The organism is Oscillibacter acetigenes, assembly GCF_025567605.1.
GTDB classification, from domain to species: domain Bacteria; phylum Bacillota; class Clostridia; order Oscillospirales; family Oscillospiraceae; genus Oscillibacter; species Oscillibacter welbionis.
In genome coordinates, this window is the sequence record NZ_JAOQKG010000001.1 from 401,114 (window position 1) to 419,322 (window position 18,209).

19 protein-coding genes are annotated in these 18,209 nt (G+C 62.7%); 13 read left to right on the forward strand and 6 right to left on the reverse strand.

The genetic code is table 11. The features are described 5' to 3' along the window. Positions 1–77: 77 nt before the first annotated feature. The 9 genes from OCV80_RS02105 to pgsA all read left to right on the forward strand — a co-directional run bounded on the left by OCV80_RS02105 (position 78) and on the right by pgsA (position 9,988). The gene (locus OCV80_RS02105; RefSeq protein ID WP_021749630.1) at positions 78–1,436 is read left to right on the forward strand and encodes an FG-GAP repeat domain-containing protein; all 1,359 of its coding nucleotides are present in this window, start codon (positions 78–80) and stop codon (positions 1,434–1,436) included. Between the two features lie 25 nt (positions 1,437–1,461). After that, positions 1,462–2,148, forward strand: a complete 687-nt coding sequence (locus tag OCV80_RS02110; RefSeq protein WP_021749629.1) for a response regulator transcription factor — start codon at positions 1,462–1,464, stop codon at positions 2,146–2,148. 278 nt (positions 2,149–2,426) lie between these two features. After that, complete coding sequence (locus OCV80_RS02115; RefSeq protein ID WP_021749627.1) at positions 2,427–3,869, forward strand: sensor histidine kinase; 1,443 nt, start codon at positions 2,427–2,429, stop codon at positions 3,867–3,869. Between the two features lie 80 nt (positions 3,870–3,949). Continuing rightward, positions 3,950–4,924: a DUF1385 domain-containing protein gene (locus tag OCV80_RS02120; RefSeq protein ID WP_025544566.1), complete on the forward strand. Its 975-nt coding sequence runs from the start codon at positions 3,950–3,952 to the stop codon at positions 4,922–4,924. Positions 4,925–4,946: 22 nt separating this feature from the next. Further along, complete coding sequence (gene prmC, locus OCV80_RS02125; protein ID WP_036630536.1) at positions 4,947–5,813, forward strand: peptide chain release factor N(5)-glutamine methyltransferase; 867 nt, start codon at positions 4,947–4,949, stop codon at positions 5,811–5,813. Positions 5,814–6,219: 406 nt separating this feature from the next. Then, the gene (recA, locus tag OCV80_RS02130; protein WP_021749624.1) at positions 6,220–7,326 is read left to right on the forward strand and encodes a recombinase RecA; all 1,107 of its coding nucleotides are present in this window, start codon (positions 6,220–6,222) and stop codon (positions 7,324–7,326) included. Further along, on the forward strand, positions 7,316–7,936 hold the full coding sequence (locus OCV80_RS02135; protein WP_021749623.1) for a regulatory protein RecX: 621 nt from the start codon (positions 7,316–7,318) through the stop codon (positions 7,934–7,936). The genes recA and OCV80_RS02135 overlap by 11 nt, the downstream gene beginning before the upstream one ends. Positions 7,937–8,128: 192 nt before the next feature. Further along, positions 8,129–9,460, forward strand: a complete 1,332-nt coding sequence (rimO, locus tag OCV80_RS02140; RefSeq protein ID WP_249390826.1) for a 30S ribosomal protein S12 methylthiotransferase RimO — start codon at positions 8,129–8,131, stop codon at positions 9,458–9,460. A 6-nt stretch (positions 9,461–9,466) separates the two neighbouring features. After that, complete coding sequence (gene pgsA, locus OCV80_RS02145; RefSeq protein ID WP_119311576.1) at positions 9,467–9,988, forward strand: CDP-diacylglycerol--glycerol-3-phosphate 3-phosphatidyltransferase; 522 nt, start codon at positions 9,467–9,469, stop codon at positions 9,986–9,988. Between the two features lie 57 nt (positions 9,989–10,045). Here pgsA and OCV80_RS02150 read toward each other — a convergent pair whose 3' ends face one another. After that, positions 10,046–10,423 carry a hypothetical protein gene (locus OCV80_RS02150; protein ID WP_119311575.1) on the reverse strand — a complete coding sequence of 126 codons (378 nt, stop codon included), beginning with the start codon at positions 10,421–10,423 and terminating at the stop codon, positions 10,046–10,048. Further along, positions 10,423–11,115 carry a helix-turn-helix domain-containing protein gene (locus OCV80_RS02155; RefSeq protein ID WP_119311574.1) on the reverse strand — a complete coding sequence of 231 codons (693 nt, stop codon included), beginning with the start codon at positions 11,113–11,115 and terminating at the stop codon, positions 10,423–10,425. Before OCV80_RS02155 ends, OCV80_RS02150 begins: the two co-directional genes overlap by 1 nt. Before the next feature lie 498 nt (positions 11,116–11,613). On the opposite strand from OCV80_RS02155, the gene epsC reads away from it, so the two are divergent. Together epsC and cysS are read left to right on the forward strand one after the other, a co-directional pair. After that, positions 11,614–12,300, forward strand: a complete 687-nt coding sequence (gene epsC / locus OCV80_RS02160; protein ID WP_021749617.1) for a serine O-acetyltransferase EpsC — start codon at positions 11,614–11,616, stop codon at positions 12,298–12,300. A gap of 14 nt (positions 12,301–12,314) precedes the next feature. Further along, positions 12,315–13,763, forward strand: a complete 1,449-nt coding sequence (gene cysS / locus OCV80_RS02165; RefSeq protein ID WP_021749616.1) for a cysteine--tRNA ligase — start codon at positions 12,315–12,317, stop codon at positions 13,761–13,763. Between the two features lie 59 nt (positions 13,764–13,822). Here the strand turns inward: cysS and OCV80_RS02170 are convergent, their stop codons facing one another. Both OCV80_RS02170 and OCV80_RS02175 read right to left on the reverse strand, forming a co-directional pair. Continuing rightward, on the reverse strand, positions 13,823–14,146 hold the full coding sequence (locus OCV80_RS02170) for a CFI-box-CTERM domain-containing protein (RefSeq protein WP_119311573.1): 324 nt from the start codon (positions 14,144–14,146) through the stop codon (positions 13,823–13,825). A 150-nt stretch (positions 14,147–14,296) separates the two neighbouring features. Beyond that, positions 14,297–14,470, reverse strand: coding sequence for a hypothetical protein (locus tag OCV80_RS02175; protein ID WP_158629708.1), 174 nt, complete (start codon positions 14,468–14,470; stop codon positions 14,297–14,299). 524 nt (positions 14,471–14,994) lie between these two features. On the opposite strand from OCV80_RS02175, the gene OCV80_RS02180 reads away from it, so the two are divergent. Together OCV80_RS02180 and OCV80_RS02185 are read left to right on the forward strand one after the other, a co-directional pair. Next, the gene (locus OCV80_RS02180; RefSeq protein ID WP_021749613.1) at positions 14,995–15,549 is read left to right on the forward strand and encodes an XRE family transcriptional regulator; all 555 of its coding nucleotides are present in this window, start codon (positions 14,995–14,997) and stop codon (positions 15,547–15,549) included. A gap of 13 nt (positions 15,550–15,562) precedes the next feature. After that, positions 15,563–16,048 (forward strand): GNAT family N-acetyltransferase, encoded by a 486-nt coding sequence (locus OCV80_RS02185; protein ID WP_025544819.1) that lies wholly within the window; start codon positions 15,563–15,565, stop codon positions 16,046–16,048. Between the two features lie 60 nt (positions 16,049–16,108). Here OCV80_RS02185 and OCV80_RS02190 read toward each other — a convergent pair whose 3' ends face one another. Both OCV80_RS02190 and glpK read right to left on the reverse strand, forming a co-directional pair. After that, on the reverse strand, positions 16,109–16,522 hold the full coding sequence (locus tag OCV80_RS02190; protein WP_021749611.1) for a zinc ribbon domain-containing protein: 414 nt from the start codon (positions 16,520–16,522) through the stop codon (positions 16,109–16,111). 125 nt (positions 16,523–16,647) lie between these two features. Further along, positions 16,648–18,159, reverse strand: a complete 1,512-nt coding sequence (glpK, locus tag OCV80_RS02195; protein WP_136891003.1) for a glycerol kinase GlpK — start codon at positions 18,157–18,159, stop codon at positions 16,648–16,650. Between the last annotated feature and the right edge of the window lie 50 nt (positions 18,160–18,209).

The following is an 18,209-nucleotide window of genomic DNA, read 5'->3' on the forward strand; positions in this document are numbered from 1 at the left end:
AGAAAACGTGCTATCATATATAAGTTGAATTATGCGTTTTTCGGCGGGGGCAGCCCACCGGCAGAGAGGAGGAGGCCATGAGACAGCGAATACAGCGGATGCTGACGGCAGCGGTCGGCCTGCTTCTGCTTCTGTCCGCCAGCGGCTGCGGATTTTCCTTTTCCCCCACGGACCTGTACAGCCTGCCGCAGCTGCCGGAGGAGTACACGGAGCTGAACAGCTCACTCAACCAGCTGCTGGAGAGCGGGGCGGAGTACGCGGCCCCCGTCTCCGGCAGCAACATCCAGCCCGTACAGCTGGAGGATCTGGACGGAGACGGCGAGGAGGAGGCGCTGGCCTTCTTCCGCAACTCTGCGGATGAGAAGCCCCTGAAGATCTATATCTTTACCGCCGGAAAGCAGGGATATGAGCAGGCTGCCGTCATTGAGGGCACCGGCACCAGCATTTACAGCATTGCCTACGAGGATCTGGACCAGGACGGCCGGAAGGAGCTGCTGGTGGGCTGGCGGGTCAATACGGACCTCCTGGCCCTCTCCGTCTACACCCTGCGGTCCGGGGAGCCGGAGGAGCTGGTGCAGGGCACCAGCTATGTGAAATATGCGGTCAACGATCTGAATCAGGATGGCCTGTGGGAGCTGGTGGTGCTCCGGGCCGATGAGGAGGGCAACGGCATTGCGGATTACTACTGCTGGCAGGAGGAAGAGTTCCAGCTGCGAACCTCCGCACGGATCACCAGCACCATGGCGGAGCTGAGCCAGCAGGGGCGTGTGAAGAGCGGTGTCCTACAGGACGGTACGCCGGCCCTGTTCGTCACGGGGGTGGAGGAGTCGGCCTGGATGGTCACTGACATCCTGACCGTGAAAAATGGAGAACTGGTGAACATCCTGCTGTCCGACGTGACGGGGGTGTCTTCGGAGATCGCGCCCTTCAGTTCCCTGTACCCGGAGGATATCAACGGCGACGGTATCACAGAGGTCCCCCATCCCGAGCCGATCCCGGCCTGGGGAAACGTGGGTGAGGACCCCTGCCGGCGGATCGACTGGTATACCTATACCAGCGACGGCACCAAAGCGGCTGTGGTGAGCACCTACCACAGTGTGGAGGACGGCTGGTACCTGCGCCTGCCGGACGTGTGGAAGGATCAGATCCTCATTACCCGCACGGCCGGGACGGAGGAGGTCACGGTCACATTCTCCTACCGGGGAGACAGCGGGGAGCCACCACAGGATGTCCTGCGGATCACCAAGCTCACAGGCTCCGGCCGCGAGGCCAGAGCTACCCGGGGCGGCCGGGTCATCCTGCGCCGTCTGCCGGAGATCATCTACACGGCCGAGCTTCTGGACGCAAATGGGAGCTGGGAATACGGCCTGACGGAAGACGAGGTGCGGGAGGCGTTCAGCCTGATCACCACGGAGTGGTCCGCCGGCGACAGCTGACAGAGAAGAAAGGACGGTATGCCGAATGAAAAAAGTAATGGTGCTGGAGGATGAGTCCAGCATCCGCAGCTTTATCGTCATCAACCTGCGCCGTGCCGGGTACGACGTCATTGAGGCGGAGACCGGCGAAGAGGCACTGGACAAGCTGAAGGAGAACCCCGATACCCGGGTGGCGCTGCTGGACATCATGCTGCCGGGGATCGACGGTTTTGAGGTCTGCCGCCGCATCCGGGCCACCAACACCAAAATCGGTATCATCATGCTCACCGCCCGTTCCCAGGAGATGGACAAGGTGACGGGACTGATGACCGGCGCCGACGACTATGTGACCAAGCCCTTCTCCCCGGCAGAGCTTACCGCCCGTGTGGACGCCCTGTTCCGCCGGGCCGGCGGAGAGGAGATCCCCCAGACCGGGGAGATTCGGCAGGATCCCTTCCTGCTGAACACCCGCAACCGGACGCTGGAGAAGAACGGCCAGCGAATCAAGCTGACCCAGGTGGAGTATTCCATCATGAAGGTGTTCATGGAAAATCCGGGCAAGGCCCTCTCCCGGGAGGAGATCCTGGATATGGTCTGGGGCCGGGACTACTTCGGTGAGCTGAAGATCGTGGATGTCAACATCCGCCGCCTGCGGCTGAAGATCGAGGACAACGTGCAGAATCCCACGTACATCACCACGGTGTGGGGATACGGATACAAGTGGGGGTTCTGAGCGGCTCCGGGCGTTGTCCGGGGCCCCGCGGAGCGGGGCGGGCCGATGGCCCGTACAAGCGTTTTGGCGGAAGCCAAAACCTTGGCGCAAGGTGGAATTTACTTCCGCCGCGCAAGCTGAGGAAAGGGGTCCCATCCCGCGCCGCGGGATGGGAAGCAACGTGCAGAATCCCACGTATATCACCACGGTGTGGGGATACGGATACAAGTGGGGGTTCTGAGAAAATCGGCCGGCCAGTGATGCCGGCGTAAGGAACGCAGGGAAAGGAGGAGCGGCCCATGGCAGAGGAAGAACGGGATCGGAAATGGACGGTGCTGCGCCTCCGGGGCCTGCGGAAGCGGTGGATCGTCAATACCATTCTGCCGGTGCTGGTGCTGCTGATGCTGCTGGTGACGCTGGTATCTGTGGGCGTTTCCACCTACTATTACAGCAGCATGGAAAACGGCCTGATGAAGCAGGCGGAGGCCATGTCCAGTGCTTTCAACGACTACTTCATGAACAGCTACTCCGAGTACAACCAGATGGCGACCCAGGCAGTGGACACCTATGAGGACAAGTCCCGGATTGAGCTGCAGTTCATCGGCAGCACCGGACGTATCCAGATGTCCACCTCCGGCCTGACAGCAGGCAGCTCGCCGGGTACCAGCGATATTACCAGAGCCATCACCAATCAGGAGATCACGCCCTTCCAAGGCAGAGACCCGGAGACGGGTGAGAAGATCATGGCGGTCTCAGCGCCCCTGTTGTTCAACGGCCGGGTGGCGGGCGTCATGCGGCTGGTGACGTCCATGAAGCTGGTGGACCGGCAGATTGTCCTGGTGGTCTTTATCATTCTGGCGGTGGGAGGCATCTGCATGGCCCTGGTGCTGATCTCCAGCCTGCTGTTCATCAACAACGTGGTGGAGCCGGTGGCCGTGGTGTCTGAGGCGGCCAAGCGGATCTCTGCCGGGAGCTATGGCTTCCAGATCGAAAACAAGTACACGGACGAGCTGGGGGAACTGGTGGACAACATCAACGATATGTCCCTCAAGATCGGCCAGAACGAGAAGATGAAATCCGAGTTCATCTCCTCCGTGTCCCACGAGCTGCGGACGCCCCTCACTGCCATCAACGGCTGGGGCGAGACGATTCTGGAGGACACCACAGATGACCCCGCCCAGATGCGCCGCGGCATCCGCATCATTCTGAACGAGGCCCGGCGGCTCTCTACCATGGTAGAGGAGCTGCTGGAATTCTCCAAGATGGAGGACGGCCGATTCACCCTCCGGATGGAGCAGGTGGACCTGCAGGCGGAGTTTGAGGACGCCATCTTCACCTACGGCGAGCTGTTCCGGCAGGAGGGCATCAAACTGAACTACGAGTGCGGGGATGAGGACCTGCCTCCCATCCCCGGCGACTCTGAGCGGCTGAAGCAGGTGTTCTGCAACGTGCTGGACAACGCCGCCAAGCACGGCGGCTCCGGCAAGCGGATCGACACTTCCATCAGTCGGGAGGGCGAGTTTGAGGTGGTTCGGGTCCGGGACTACGGTCCCGGCATCCCGGAAGCGGAGCTGCCCTTCATCAAGCAGAAGTTCTACAAGGGCTCCTCCAAGGCCCGGGGCAGCGGCATCGGCCTTGCGGTGTGCGATGAGATCGTCGGCCTTCACAACGGCATCTTCACCATCGGCAACGCCGATGGCGGCGGCGCGGTGGTCACCATCTGCCTGCCGGTCAAGGAATGATTTCCGAAAATCGAACAAATGTTTGCGTTTCTGCACAGAGCATGGTAGAATTCAACTGTACGGAATTAGAAAGGAAACACATGGCAAAACAACCCCAATCCTGCGCCTTCCGCACCAGCATCGGCGGACAGGCACTCATTGAAGGCATTCTGATGCGGGGCCCGGAGAAGCAGGCCATCGTGGTCCGGGACCAGGAGGGCAATCTGGTAGAGAAGGTGGAGGAGCTGCGGCTCATCAAGGACCGGCATCCTATTTTAGGCTGGCCCCTGATCCGAGGCACCGTCAACTTCCTCTCCTCCATGGTCAACGGCGTGAAGGCGCTGATGTACTCCGCGGACTTCTATCCGGAGGAGGAGACCACGGAGCCCTCCAAATTTGAACAGTGGCTGGACCGGACCTTTTCCAACAAGAAGCTGGAGGGGCTGATCGTGGGCCTCTCTGTGCTGCTGGGTATCGGCCTGTCCATCTTCCTCTTTCTGGTGCTGCCCACCTTCCTCACCGGCGGGCTGCTGCACTTCTTCCCGGACTTCCCCATGTGGGGCCGGAACCTGATCGAAGGCGTGCTGAAGGTGGCTATCTTCCTACTGTATCTGATCTTCTGCTCCAAGCAGAAGGACATCTACCGGGTGTTCCAGTACCACGGGGCGGAGCACAAGACCATCTTCTGCTACGAGGCGGGGCTGCCCCTGACGGTGGAGAACGTCCGCATTCAGCCCCGGCACCATCCCCGGTGCGGCACCAGCTTTCTGTTCGTGGTGATCTTTGTGTCCATCCTGGTGTCCAGTGTGGTGTTCGGCATCTGGCCCATCACCAATGTCTGGCTGCGGACACTGGCACATCTGATTCTGCTGCCTCTGGTGGTGGGCATTACCTATGAGTTCAACCGCTGGGTGGGCCGCCACGTGCAGGACAGTCGGCTGGCCAAAATCCTGACGGCCCCCGGAATGTGGATGCAGAACTTCACCACCAATGAGCCGGACGACTCCATGATCGAGTGCGCCATCCGGTCCCTGGAGCTGGTCTTGCCCAGTGAAAAAGGGAAAGACGAATGGTGAATTTTTGATAATGAGGCGTATTATGGCGACGACATACAACAATTTGTATTTGGATATCCGCCAGCAGCTGCGGAGGGCAGGGATCGAGGAGGCCACGCTGGAGGCCCGGGAGTTGGTTTGCTTCGGCACTAACAAGAGCCGGGAGGAGCTGGCCCGGGATGGGGGACTGTACGCCTCCCCGGAGCTGGAGCACCGGGTCCGGGACTTGGTGCGGCGGCATCTGGAGGGCGAGCCGGTGGCATACCTTATCGGTGAGTGGGAGTTCTATGGGCTCCCGCTGGACATCTCCCGGGACGTGCTGATTCCCCGGCCGGACACGGAGGTGCTGGCGGAGCAGGCCATTGGCTATATCAAGACCTTGGGGGAATGCCGGGTGCTGGACCTGTGCGCCGGCAGCGGCTGCATCGGGCTGGCGGTGGCGGCCCAAGTGCCCCAGGCCCGGGTGGTGCTGGGGGAGTGGTCTGACGGGGCCCTGAAGATCTGCCGCCAGAACGTCCGCCGCAACAGCCTTACCGCCCGGGTGGTGCCCATGCAGGCGGACGCCCGGGAAAAGCCGGAGAAATCCCTGGGAGAGTTCCAGTGCATCGTGTCCAATCCCCCCTATATCCCCCGGGCGGACATCGAGACGCTGGACACCTCCGTCAAGGACTATGAACCCCATCTGGCCCTGGACGGCGGCGAGGACGGCCTGGACTTCTACCGGAGCATCTCCGAGAAGTGGAAGGAGGCCCTGGCTCCCGGCGGCCGTCTGTATTTTGAAGTGGGCATCGGTCAAGCGGACAACGTGCTGCGGATCATGCGGACCCAGGGCTTCGGGGATATCCAGGTGGTGAAGGACCACCACGACATCCCCCGGGTGGTATTCGGAACGCTGTGTACAGAGCTCTGACGTTTAGAGAAAGGAACGGCAATGGTGGGGCTGCCGTTTTATGTGCAGGAGGCGGGAAGTCCGACCCTGCTGTGGGCCGGGCCCCTGGTGTCGGGCTGGACGCTGATGCGCCGGGGTTTCGTTAAGCACTCGCCCAAGCCGCGTTATACGGCGTATAGGGCGTCAGCCCTTTCCATGGCGGCCACAGCGGTGACCTAACCTTTTTGCAGCGGTTGAAACAGGCCCGTCCAGTTATGCGCCTGAGTATTGGGACCCTGTCCGGGAGACGCTGCCTGGCGGCCGCGCGGTGATCGTGTATGGAGGGATGCTGTTTGGATCCCTCTGCTGGGGACTCTCTCAGAGAAGTAAGGGACTTACAGATGAGTTGAAATAAAGAGTTTTTATAGAGAATCAGGAGGAGAATACAATGGCGAGAGAGAAAGCGCCGCTGCCCAACGCGGCTCCGGCGGACGATAAGAAGCGGGCCATCGACACGGCCATGGCCCAGATCGAGCGGATGTACGGCAAGGGCGCCATTATGCGCTTCGGCGACAAGGCGGAGCTGAACGTGGATTACATCCCCACCGGCTCTCTGTCCCTGGACGTGGCCTTGGGCATCGGCGGCCTGCCCAAGGGGCGGATTGTGGAGATCTACGGGCCGGAGTCCTCCGGCAAGACCACCCTGGCTCTGCACGTCGTCGCGGAGGCCCAGAAGCGGGGCGGCGAGGTGGCCTTTGTGGACGCAGAGCACGCCCTGGACCCCACCTATGCCCGGGCACTGGGCGTCCAGGTGGAGGACATGCTGATCGCCCAGCCGGACACCGGCGAGCAGGCGCTGGAGATCACCGAGGCCCTGGTCCGCTCCGGCGCCATTGACGTGGTGGTGGTGGACTCCGTGGCGGCCCTGGTGCCCCGGGCGGAGATCGAGGGCGAAATGGGCGACAGTTATGTGGGCCTGCAGGCCCGGCTGATGAGCCAGGCCCTGCGGAAGCTCACCGGCGCCATCGGCAAGACCAACTGCATCGTCATCTTCATCAACCAGCTGCGGGAAAAGGTGGGCATCATGTACGGCAACCCGGAGGTGACCACCGGCGGCCGGGCGCTGAAGTTCTACGCCTCCGTCCGCATCGATGTGCGCCGGATCGAGGCGCTGAAAAACGGTTCTGAGATCGTGGGCAACCGGACCCGTGCCAAGGTGGTGAAGAACAAGGTGGCGCCCCCCTTCCGGGAGGCGGAGTTCGACATCATGTACGGCGAGGGAATCTCCCACTTCGGTGAGCTGCTGGACCTGGGCGTGAAGCTGGAGCTGGTGCAGAAGTCCGGCTCCTGGTTCTCCATCGGGGAGACCCGCATCGGCCAGGGCCGGGACGCCGCCAAGCGGTATCTCCAGGAGAACCCGGAGACGGCGGACAAGCTGGAGGCGGACATCCGCCGGAACTTCGACAAGCTGATGAGCAACCAGTCCCGCATCGCCGCCAAGGCGGCAGGCCGGGCGGTGGATGTGAGCGCCGACGACTTCGAAGATGCGGATTGAGCGCGTCCAGGCGTCTGCCCACAAAAAGGGCCGGGTGCTGGTGTTCCTGGAGGACGGCGCCTGCCTGAAGATCACAGAGCAGGAGGCGCTGGACTTCGGCCTGCGGACTGGAGATGATTTGGACGGCAGACGTCTGGAGCAGCTGAAGAAGGCTGCCAGCGTCTCCAACGTGAAGGCCACGGCGGCGGACCTCATCGGCAAGCGGGCCATGAGCCGCCGCGACCTGGAGCGGAAGCTCCAGGAGAAGGGGGCCAGTCAGGCGGAGGCGCGGTACGCCGCTGAGTGGCTGGAGGCCATTGGTGCCATCAACGATGCAGATTACGCAGCAATCTTGGTGCGCCACTGCGCCGGCCTTGGTTATGGCCCGGCCCGCATTCGAGAGAAACTGCGGGAGAAAGGCGTACCCCGGGAGCTGTGGGACGAGGCTCTGGATCAGGCACCGGACAGCGCCTGGCAGATTGACCGATTTCTTGCGGCCAAGCTCCGGGGCCGGGCCCCAGAGGAGGCGGAGAAGCGGCGGCTCACCAGCGCACTGCTGCGGCGGGGGTTTGCTTGGGGAGACGTCCGGGAGGCATGGAGCCGTCTGGGAGCGGAGATTCTCGAAGAATGAGTCCCGTCTCGCAGGGGGTATTCCCTCCGGGGAGGCATACGGGCCGCCGAATGGCGGTTATGGGGTGCCTGCTCCTACAAGTGGGCGTATCTGCCCAGCCACATCATGGCTGTCATTCCCTGTCCAATGGGACACACATGCCGGCCCCGCCGGGCCCATTTTGCAACAATCCATCGATTGGAGGACTCGATCGTGCCATATAACATTTCCTTTATCTCCCTGGGCTGCGCCAAGAATCAGGTGAACTGCGAGCAGATGATGGCCTCTGTCCAGGCCGCCGGCCATACCATCCAGGCCCAGCCGGAGGGGGCCGACGTGGTGGTGGTGAACACCTGCGGCTTCCTGCAGTCCGCCTGCGAGGAGGCCATCGACAACATTCTGGAGATGGCGGAGCTGAAGCGGGCTGGCCAGGTACAGAAGATCCTGGTCACCGGCTGCATGACCCAGCGGTACAAGCAGGACGTTCTGAACGAGCTGCCGGAGGTGGACGGCATTCTGGGCACCGGCAGCTACGGCGATATCTGCGCCGCCATCGACGAGGTGATGGGGGCCTCTGGCCTGAGGCCCTGCCACCTGGGCAGCATCCACACCGCCCCCCAGGACGGGGGACGCATCCTGTCCACGCCCCCCTGGTATGCCTACCTCCGCATCGCCGAGGGGTGCGACAACCACTGCGCCTACTGTGTGATCCCCTCCCTGCGGGGCAAATACCGCAGCCGCCCCATGGAGGGCCTTCTGGAAGAGGCCAGGGAGCTGGCGGACGCCGGCGTGAAGGAGCTGCTGGTCATCGCCCAGGATATCACCCGGTATGGAACGGACCTGAACGGCGAGCACCAGCTGGCGTCTCTCCTGCGGGAGCTGTGCAGGCTGGACTTCCACTGGGTCCGGCTCCACTATCTGTATCCGGACGAGATCACTGAGGAGCTGATCGACACCATTGCGGAGGAGCCCAAGATCGTCAAGTATCTGGACATCCCCATCCAGCACTGCAACGACGGGATCCTGAAGGCCATGAACCGCCGGGATACCAAGGCGGAGCTGCTGGACCTGCTGACAAAGCTCCGGGCCCGCATCCCCGGCCTGGTGCTGCGGACCAGCCTCATCACCGGCCTGCCCGGCGAGGGCGAGGCGGAGCTGGAAGAGCTGTGTGTCTTTCTCCGGGAGACAAAGATTGAACGGGCCGGGGTGTTCCCCTTCTCCCCGGAGGAGGGCACCCGGGCGGCCCAGATGGACCATGTGGACATGGAGGAGGCCCGCCGCCGGGCGGAGCTGGTGGTGGACGTTCAGTCCGACATCATCGACGCGTACAACGAGTCTGTTCTGGGAACGGAGCGGGAGGTGCTGTGCGAGGGCTTCGACAGCCAGGCCCAGATGCACTTCGGCCGCAGCTACGCCGAGTCCCCGGACATCGACGGCCGCATCTGGTTTGACGCGGACCGGGAGGTGGAACCGGGCACCTTTGTGACCGTCCGGCTTACCGGCGTCATGGACGGCGAACTGACCGGAGAATTGGCGGAGGAGTAAACATCCATGAATTTGCCCAATAAATTGACGCTTTTGCGCATTATTCTGATCCCGGTTTTCATGGTGGTGCTGTACTGGGGCTTCCCCGGCGCCACGTGGGTGGCGCTGGCCATCTTCATCATCGCCAGCCTCACGGACATGCTGGACGGCAAGATCGCCCGGAAGTACAACCTGGTGACGGACTTCGGCAAGTTTGCCGACCCCCTGGCGGATAAGATGCTGGTGACCGCCGCCATGCTGTGGTTCGTGGAGATCGGGCAGATGCCCGCCTGGATGCTGCTCATTGTCATTTGCCGGGAGTTCGCCGTCAGCGGCCTGCGGATGATCGCCAGCGACAAGGGACGGGTCATCGCCGCCGGATGGTCCGGCAAGGTCAAGACTGCCGCCACTATGGTGTGCGTGGTGCTGATGTTCCTGCCCATTCCACCGGTGGTGAACACGCTCTGCGTGTGGGTCATCACCCTCACCACCCTGTACTCCGGCGTAGAGTATTTCGTGAAGAACAAGGATGTCATCGCCTCGGCGTGACTCTGACAACAGACGAGCCCCCGGCGGGTCACTCCCGCCGGGGGCGTTTTGACATGTTCAGCTTCCAGGCCCCAGCCGGTCCCACACCCGCCAGAGGGACAGCAGAGCCACGCCCCCCAGCCACACCGCCAGGACATCCCGGAGGTCGCCCACGGATCGGAGCAGGTACAGAGGCGTGACCACTTCCCAGAAAAGGCCGCAGGCCAGCAGGAAAAGCGAGGCAGGCAGGGCCCGCTCCACTGGCCGCCGGCGGGTGAGACACAGCAGACCGTTCAGCAGGCACAGCATCAAGCCGCCGGCCAGGAAGTCCGCCCCGTGCCAAGCCAGCAGGCGGCAGCTGGTCAGGGGGACCAAAAGAAAGCGGTTCAGGAGATACAGCCCGGCGATGACCGCGCCGGAGGCGGCGTACCGCCGCAGAAAGGACCGGTCCATCATCAGAAGAACGAGAGGATCAGCAGGGCAACGATAACAGCACCCACCACGCCCCAGAAGCCGATGCCCTCTTGACTCTTGACGGGAGACGGTGTCTCGAAGGCTTTGGGTTTGTAAAGCAGCGCCTCCTCGGATTCCCCGCAGTCCACTACGATCTGCGGGCAGAAGAAATCCTGGTCCAGATGGGCGGCAATGTACTGGGCCGCACTGTCAACCAGTCCCCGCTGCAGCAGGATGCGGGACTGGTTGTTCACATAGTGGGCGATGGCATTGTTGGCATCCTCTTGGGTGAAGCCGCAGTATTTCACCAGCTGGGCAGACGACTCCGTGCTCTGCACAAAGCCGGGGCGGGTGGCAACGACAGCGTATTGGGGCCCACGGGGCGGATGATTGGGCAGCTGATAGCCGCATTCCGGACAGATGCTGCCGGAGACCTTCCGCCCGCAGCAGGGACAGGTGTCCGGCGGCTCATAGGCGGCGGTCTGTCCCTCCCCCGGCTCCTTTCCCAACAGCACATAGTCGGCCGACACATGGAGCTTTTCGCACAGCGCGGCGATGGTGGCGGCGTCCGGCGTGGTCTGGCCGCTCTCCCACTTGCTGACGGCCTGCCGGGTGACACCCAGCAGCTCGCCCAGCTGCTCTTGGGTCAATCCCGCCGCTTTGCGGACGGCAGCGATACGGTCCTTCAATTCCATGGAGTATCCCCTCCTTTTCTTTGGTCCCATCATACCGAAAAGGCGGGCGCTTGGCAAGCGACAGCCATTGGAATTTTGTCAACCGCCTGTTGACAGGGGGGACGGTTTCCACATTCCGGCATATTCTGTATGGAGAAGCAGGTGCGCTGTCAAGGCGCAGGGCGCAGGGCCGGGATATTCCTGCGTGAAGTTGTCTCTTGACACCTCTCTCAAATCCTGTTAAGATACAAAGCGTAAATGGAATAGCGTGTTGATCGGGAAGAGTAACAGCACTTCCAAAGAACAGAGAGGGCGCGTCACCGGCTGCAAGCGCGCCTGCGGCGGGAGCTGTGAACGTGCGCCCGGGAGCGCGGGGGATGTGGAAGCCCTCCGTCTGGCCAGCGTCAACGGGCCTCCTTGAGTGATAAAAGAGAGTGGAACCGCGATCCGTCGCCTCTCGTACCTTGGTACGGGAGGCGTTTTTCATGGCCTCCCGATCCGCACAAGGAGCAATTCGATATGGCAAAACGAGTAACCCGACTGGGCGGCCTGCTGGCCGCCTACCAGCGCCGCGACCCCGCGGCCCGCAGCAAGCTTGAGATTTTTCTCCTGTACCCTGGTGTCCATGCCGTTCTGTACCACCGGGTGGCCCATTGGCTGTACCGGCATCATCGATTCTTTCTGGCCCGGTGCGTCTCCCAGTGGAGCCGGTTCTGGACCGGCATTGAAATCCACCCCGGCGCCACCATCGGCCACCGGCTGGTGATCGACCACGGCATGGGCATTGTCATCGGCGAGACTGCGGAGATCGGAGACGACTGTCTGCTCTACCAGGGGGTGACCCTGGGGGGCACCGGCAAGGACAAGGGCAAGCGCCACCCCACCCTGGGCAACAATGTGATGGTGGGTTCCGGCGCCAAGGTACTGGGCCCCTTCACCGTGGGGGACAACGCCCGCATTGCCGCGGGCGCCGTGGTCCTCAGCGCGGTGCCGGAGGACTGCACCGCCGTGGGCGTCCCCGCCCATGTGGTCCGAGTGGCCGGAAAGATCGCCACCTTCGCCGACGAGGTGGACCAGATCAGCGTCCGGGACCCCGTAGAGGAAAAGTTGAATGCAGCCTTATCCCGTCTGGAATTTTTGGAAAAACTCATGGATGAACAATATCTCAAGAGCCGGCGGGAGGAATCCGCCGGTTCGGAAACGTAAAAGGAGCAGTGTTTATGTACCTGTACAATTCGGCCACCCACAAGAAAGAGGAGTTCAAGACCCACACCCCCGGCCGCGTGGAGATGTACACCTGCGGCCCCACAGTGTATCACTTCGCCCACATCGGCAACCTGCGCAGTTATATCATGGAGGACGTGCTGGAGAAGTTCCTCCGCTGGACTGGCTATGATGTCCACCGGGTGATGAACATCACCGACGTGGGCCACCTGACCTCCGACGCCGATGAGGGCGAGGACAAGATGCTCAAGGGCGCCAAGCGGGAGCACAAGACGGTCATGGAGATCGCCCAGTTCTACACCGATGCCTTCTTTGAGGACTGCCGCAGGCTGAATATCAAGACGCCGGATGTGGTCCAGCCCGCCACCGGCTGCATCGACGAGTATATCAAGATCGTCTCCAAGCTGATGGATACCGGCTATGCCTACTTCGCCGGCGGCAACGTGTACTTCGACACCTCCAAGCTGGGGCGGTACTACGTCTTCAACGACCACGACGAGGAGGACTTGGCCGTAGGCGTCCGGGAGGGCGTGGAGGAGGATCCCAACAAGCGCAACAAGAACGACTTCGTCCTCTGGTTCACCAAGAGCAAGTTCGAGGACCAGGCCCTGAAGTGGGATTCCCCCTGGGGCGTAGGGTATCCGGGGTGGCATATCGAGTGCTCCGGCATCTCCCTGAAGTACAATGGGGAGTATCTGGATCTCCACTGCGGCGGCGTGGACAACGCCTTCCCCCACCACACCAACGAGATCGCTCAGAGCGAGAGCTACCTGGGCCATCCCTGGTGCCCCCAGTGGTTCCACGTCCATCACCTGAATACCTCGGACGGCAAGATGTCCAAGTCCAAGGGTGAGTTTCTCACTGTGTCCTTGCTGGAGCAGAAGGGCTATGACCCCCTGGCCTACCGGTACTTCTGCCTCCAGAGCCACTACCGCAAGGCGCTGGTGTTCACCTGGGAGAACCTGGACAACGCGGCGGCGGCCTACACCAAGCTGATCGCCCGCATCGCGGCCCTAGACCCGGCGGACGGTCCGGTGGACCAGGAGGCCATGAAGCCCTACCGGGAGAAGTTCGGGCAGCAGATGGGCAACGACCTGAACACCTCCATGGGCGTGACGGCCCTGTTCGACGTGCTGAAGGCAAAGACCAACGACGCCACCAAGCTGGCCCTGATCGGGGACTTTGACAGCGTGCTGTCCCTGGGCCTGCTGGAGAAGGCGGCGGCCAAGCGGGCGGAGGCCGCCCAGGCCAAGACCACCCAAACCGAGAGCGGCTACACCGTCACCGGCGAGGGGGACCCGGCCATCGATGCGCTGGTGCTGGCGCGGTACGAGGCGAAGAAGGCGAAGAACTTTGCGGAGGCGGACCGCATCCGGGATGAGTTGAAAGCCCAGGGCATCGAGATCATCGACACCAAGGGCGGCGCAAGCTGGAAGCGGGTCTAAACGCAATACAGACAGAAAAATCCTCCCCGTTTGATAACGGGGAGGATTTGTTTTCGGGGTCACCACTCCCGGTCCTGATAGGGGGTGTCCGCCACGCCCTCGTCCCGGAGTCTTGCCACCAGCCGGTCCAGGGGGCCCCGCCAGAGCTTCTGGAACCAGGCGGTCCGGCCGAACCACTTTACCAGCGTGGGGCTGACGGCGTAGTAGGCATGAAGGAAGGTCCGGCCGTACCAGGAGGCGGCCAGGGTATGATCCCGGAAACGCCGCAGGGTCCACACCTGGGGGCAGTCATAGGAGCCATACACCGCAGTGGCTATGTAGCAGCCGGGAGGATCGCCGTACTTGATGTTGGCTCCGGTGAGCTTTTCCGAGCTGCCGTCCATGTAGAGGACCTCCACCATGACCAGGTCCAGCGTTGTAATGGAATAGTTGTACCAGACATTTTCCCAACATACGTCCCGGAAAATCTTGCCCGGCTGAATCGGCCCGGTACATTTCAGTCCGGCCTTGGTCTTGCCGGAGATGGTACAGCTTTAGGCATCCTTCACCGCGTTGTAGGGGACCACATCAAAGTAGACGTATTTGATGGTTTTCTGCGTGTCATTTTGAAAGATAATCTGTACACTGACACCGCCCGCGCTGTTGGGACCTGGCTTCCATGTATCCAGATCCTTGTGACCAAGCTGCAAATCTCCCAGAATAATCATACCACCGCTCCTCCGCAATAATTTTTAGGATTCCCTTTTTCTCAAAACTGCACAGGGAAGCGGGATACCGCCTCTCCCTGTTTTTCACCGCACCGGCCCCGGGGGCTGGCGCCTCCAGGCGGCGGGTGAAAAACAAAAACGCCACGCAGGGTTTCCCCTACACGGCGTAAGAAGAGACTTCTTGTGCAACACAGGCATGAATGGATAACGAGAAAAGCCGCCCTTTACAAAAAGGCCGGAATGTCGTATCATAATTCATGCGGTGCGGCCTTTCGGCCGTTGTGTAGGTGCATCATCACCTGCATAGGTTTCCAGGTGTTGGCGCACCTGGAAACTGCCGCATTTTTGTTTTTCATATCGATGATATCACGATTGGGATTCGCTTGCAAGTCCTTTTCCAAATTTGCCCGGCGGGGCAGCAGGGCTGTCCCGCTTTCCTCTTGACAAAATCCGACAAACCGGATACTATAGAACCGCTATTGTGCAACATAGTGGCCTTTTTGGCCGAGAGAGGAGATCGCGCCATGGAGCTGACCCGGGCGGTGGGGGAGAATCTCAAGCGCATCCGCAAGAGCAAGAAGCTCAGTATGGAGCGGCTGGCGGCGGAGGCCGGCGTGTCCCGCTCCATGCTGGGGCAGATCGAGCGGGGGGAGGCCAACCCCTCTGTGGGGCTGCTGGGCAAGCTGGCCGGGGCATTAAAGGTCCCGGCGGAGGTGCTGCTGGAGAACGACGACTTCGAGCCGCTGCTGCTTCTGCGGGAGCTGGACAACAAGGCCGCCCGGCTGGATGGGGGCAAGGCGCTGTTGCGGCCCTCGCTGCCCTATGACGACGTGTTGCGGCAGGAGACGTTCTTTCTGGACCTGTACATCAGCGGCCGGTACGCGCCGGAACCTATGGTGCCCGGCTGCGTGTGCCTGGCCACCAGCCTCTCCGGCACGGTGCTGCTCCACGCGGAGGGGCAGGACTTCCAGCTGCTGGAGCGGGACGCCCTGCGGTTCGCGGCGGATCAGCCCTTCTGGCTGGAAAACCAGTTCAACGGCACCGCCCGGTTGCTGCTGACTTACCGTTATTTGAAATGAGGAGGATTTTTTCATGCACATTCGGACTGCCTCTCTGGCGGACGCGGCTGCCCTGGCGGCGGTGGAGGCCGCCTGCTTCCCACCAGCGGAGGCTGCCACGGCGGCGGAGATCACAGACCGTCTGGCCTACTACGCAGACCACTTCTGGCTGCTGGAGGAGGACGACGGCACGCTGGTGAGCTTTGTGGACGGCATGACCACCGACGAGCCCACGCTCCGGGACGAGATGTATGAAAACGCCGCCCTCCACGACGAGGACGGCACCTGGCAGATGATCTTCGGCGTCAACACCCTGCCGGCCTATCGCCGCCGGGGCTGCGCCGGAGCGGTGCTGGAGCGGGTGATTGCCGACGCCCGGGCCCAGGGAAGACGCGGCTGCGTCCTCACCTGTAAGGACAAGCTGGTCCACTACTACGAAAAATTCGGCTTTGTGAACGAGGGCGTCTCCCAGTCCACCCACGGCGGCGTGGTATGGTATGACATGCGCCTGACCTTTTGAAAGAGAAAGAGAACCCGCCGGCCATCAGGCCGGCGGGCTTGTCTTTGTTATGGCGGGAACTCAGTCACCCATAGGGGCGCCGCACTGGGGGCAGAACTTGCTGTCAGAGGCCGCGCCGCAGATGGGGCAGATCTTCTGGGCGGGAGCTGCTGCCTCAACCTCGGCGCCATCGTCCTTACGGGGTTTGCTGGCCTCCAGCTCGGCGATCTTGGCCTTAGAGGTGTTGACGGCCTCTACCAGGTCCCGGACGGCGTCGGGGATCTCCCCCTCGTACTCGCTGACGAACCACTCGCCTATGGTGCGGTAGTTCTTGTCGATCTCCCGCTGCTCCCCGGCGATGGCCATGGAGATGCGGGTCAGCTCCGCCGCGTCCTTGGCTTTATCCGCTGCCACGGCGGCCACATCCTTGGCCTTGTCGGCGGCCACGTAGGCCAGGTCCTTTGTCTTTTTGGTCAGATCCTCAAAAAAAGCCATGTCGATAAACTCCTTTCACCTGCGGACGAAACGCCGCACTGATCGTCTTCATTTCCGTTTCATGCCTCTCACTTGGCTTCAGTATAGCGCACTTTTCCACTGAACGCAACAAATTCCGGATTTGTTTACACATCGTTTTCAATCCACCGCAACGCCCGGTCCACCGCCCGGCGCCACAGGCGGTACTGGGCCTCGCAGGCGGCCTGGGGCCGCTGGGGCAGAAATACGTGCTGGCTGCGGCGCAGGGCAGCCACTTCCTCCAGACTGCCCCACACTCCGGCCGCCAGCCCCGCCAGGGCTGCAGCGCCGAAGGCAGTGGTCTCCACCTGGGCGGGTCGGTCCACCGGCAGTCGCAGCAGATCCGCCTGGGTCTGCATCATGATGTCGCTGACGGAGGCACCACCGTCCACCCGTAATGTGGTGATGGGGCAAGGGGCGTCGGCGTTCATGGCCTGTACCAGATCCGTCACCTGGAAGGCGATGGCGTCCAGCACCGCCCGGGCAATGTGGGCCTTGGTGGTGCCACGGGTCAGCCCCACGATGGTGCCACGGGCGTACATGTCCCAGTAGGGGGCGCCCAGGCCGGTGAAGGCGGGCACCACGTAGACGCCTCCGGCGTCCGGCACGCTCTCCGCCAGCCGGTCGCACTCCGGGGCGGAGGAGATGAGCCCCAGTTCATCCCGCAGCCACTGGATGGTGCTGCCGGCGTTGAACACGCTGCCCTCCAGGGCATAGGTAGTCTCGCCCCCCAGGGACCAAGCCACGGAGGTTACCAATCCCGACTGGGAGGCCACCGGCTCACCGCCCACATTCATCAGCGTGAAGCAGCCGGTGCCGTAGGTGTTCTTCGCCTGGCCCGGCGTGAAGCAGGCCTGGCCGAACAGGGCCGCCGGCTGGTCCCCGGCGCTGCCGCAGATGGGGATGCCCGCCAGATCCTCCAGTCCGGGAATGTCCGGGGCCACACGGCCGTAGAGATGGCAGTTGGGCAGCGGCTCCGGCAGCAGGGAAGCGGGGATGCCCAGCGCCCGGCAAAGCGCCTCGTCCCATTGGAGGGTGTGGATGTTGAACAGCATGGTCCGGGAGGCATTGGAGTAGTCTGTCACGTGGGCTGCCCCGCCGGTGAGGTTCCAGATGAGCCAGCTGTCCACCGTGCCGGCGCACAGCTCCCCCCGCTCCGCCCGTTCCCGGGCGCCGGGGACGTGGTCCAGCAGCCACCGGATCTTGGTGCCGGAGAAGTAGGCGTCGATCAGCAGGCCCGTCCGCTCCGCCACCAGGGGGCCCAGGCCGTCGGCCTTCAGCGTGTCGCAGAGGGAAGCGGTCCGGCGGCACTGCCATACGATGGCGTTGCAGACCGGCTGCCCGGTGGAGCGGTCCCAGAGGATGGTGGTCTCCCGCTGGTTGGTGATGCCCAGGGCGGCGATCCGCTTGGGGTCGATGTGGGCGGCGCCCACGACCTCCGCCAGGGCCCGCTTCTCCGTGGCCCAGATTTCCAGCGGATCGTGCTCCACCCAGCCGGGCTGGGGGTAGATCTGGCGGAAGGGGTGCTGGGCGCGGGAGACGATCTCCCCGGCCCGGTTGAACAGGATGGCCCGGGAGCTGGTGGTTCCCTGGTCCAGGGCAGCGATGTATGTTTCCATGAATGCGGCCTCCTCTGGCGTTTGTGACGGAAGTGTGGTATCATCGACCC

Coding starts and splice junctions, on each gene's coding strand:
- OCV80_RS02135 (WP_021749623.1), top strand. CDS start 7,316: ATGCGGATTGAGCGCGTCCAGGCGTCTGCCCACAAAAAGGGCCGGGTG.
- epsC (WP_021749617.1), top strand. CDS start 11,614: ATGGCAAAACGAGTAACCCGACTGGGCGGCCTGCTGGCCGCCTACCAG.
- cysS (WP_021749616.1), top strand. CDS start 12,315: ATGTACCTGTACAATTCGGCCACCCACAAGAAAGAGGAGTTCAAGACC.
- OCV80_RS02170 (WP_119311573.1), bottom strand. CDS start 14,146: ATGGACGGCAGCTCGGAAAAGCTCACCGGAGCCAACATCAAGTACGGC.
- OCV80_RS02180 (WP_021749613.1), top strand. CDS start 14,995: ATGGAGCTGACCCGGGCGGTGGGGGAGAATCTCAAGCGCATCCGCAAG.
- OCV80_RS02110 (WP_021749629.1), top strand. CDS start 1,462: ATGAAAAAAGTAATGGTGCTGGAGGATGAGTCCAGCATCCGCAGCTTT.
- OCV80_RS02115 (WP_021749627.1), top strand. CDS start 2,427: ATGGCAGAGGAAGAACGGGATCGGAAATGGACGGTGCTGCGCCTCCGG.
- recA (WP_021749624.1), top strand. CDS start 6,220: ATGGCGAGAGAGAAAGCGCCGCTGCCCAACGCGGCTCCGGCGGACGAT.
- OCV80_RS02155 (WP_119311574.1), bottom strand. CDS start 11,115: ATGGAATTGAAGGACCGTATCGCTGCCGTCCGCAAAGCGGCGGGATTG.
- pgsA (WP_119311576.1), top strand. CDS start 9,467: ATGAATTTGCCCAATAAATTGACGCTTTTGCGCATTATTCTGATCCCG.
- OCV80_RS02150 (WP_119311575.1), bottom strand. CDS start 10,423: ATGATGGACCGGTCCTTTCTGCGGCGGTACGCCGCCTCCGGCGCGGTC.
- OCV80_RS02105 (WP_021749630.1), top strand. CDS start 78: ATGAGACAGCGAATACAGCGGATGCTGACGGCAGCGGTCGGCCTGCTT.
- OCV80_RS02190 (WP_021749611.1), bottom strand. CDS start 16,522: ATGGCTTTTTTTGAGGATCTGACCAAAAAGACAAAGGACCTGGCCTAC.
- OCV80_RS02185 (WP_025544819.1), top strand. CDS start 15,563: ATGCACATTCGGACTGCCTCTCTGGCGGACGCGGCTGCCCTGGCGGCG.
- OCV80_RS02120 (WP_025544566.1), top strand. CDS start 3,950: ATGGCAAAACAACCCCAATCCTGCGCCTTCCGCACCAGCATCGGCGGA.
- prmC (WP_036630536.1), top strand. CDS start 4,947: ATGGCGACGACATACAACAATTTGTATTTGGATATCCGCCAGCAGCTG.
- glpK (WP_136891003.1), bottom strand. CDS start 18,159: ATGGAAACATACATCGCTGCCCTGGACCAGGGAACCACCAGCTCCCGG.
- OCV80_RS02175 (WP_158629708.1), bottom strand. CDS start 14,470: ATGATTATTCTGGGAGATTTGCAGCTTGGTCACAAGGATCTGGATACA.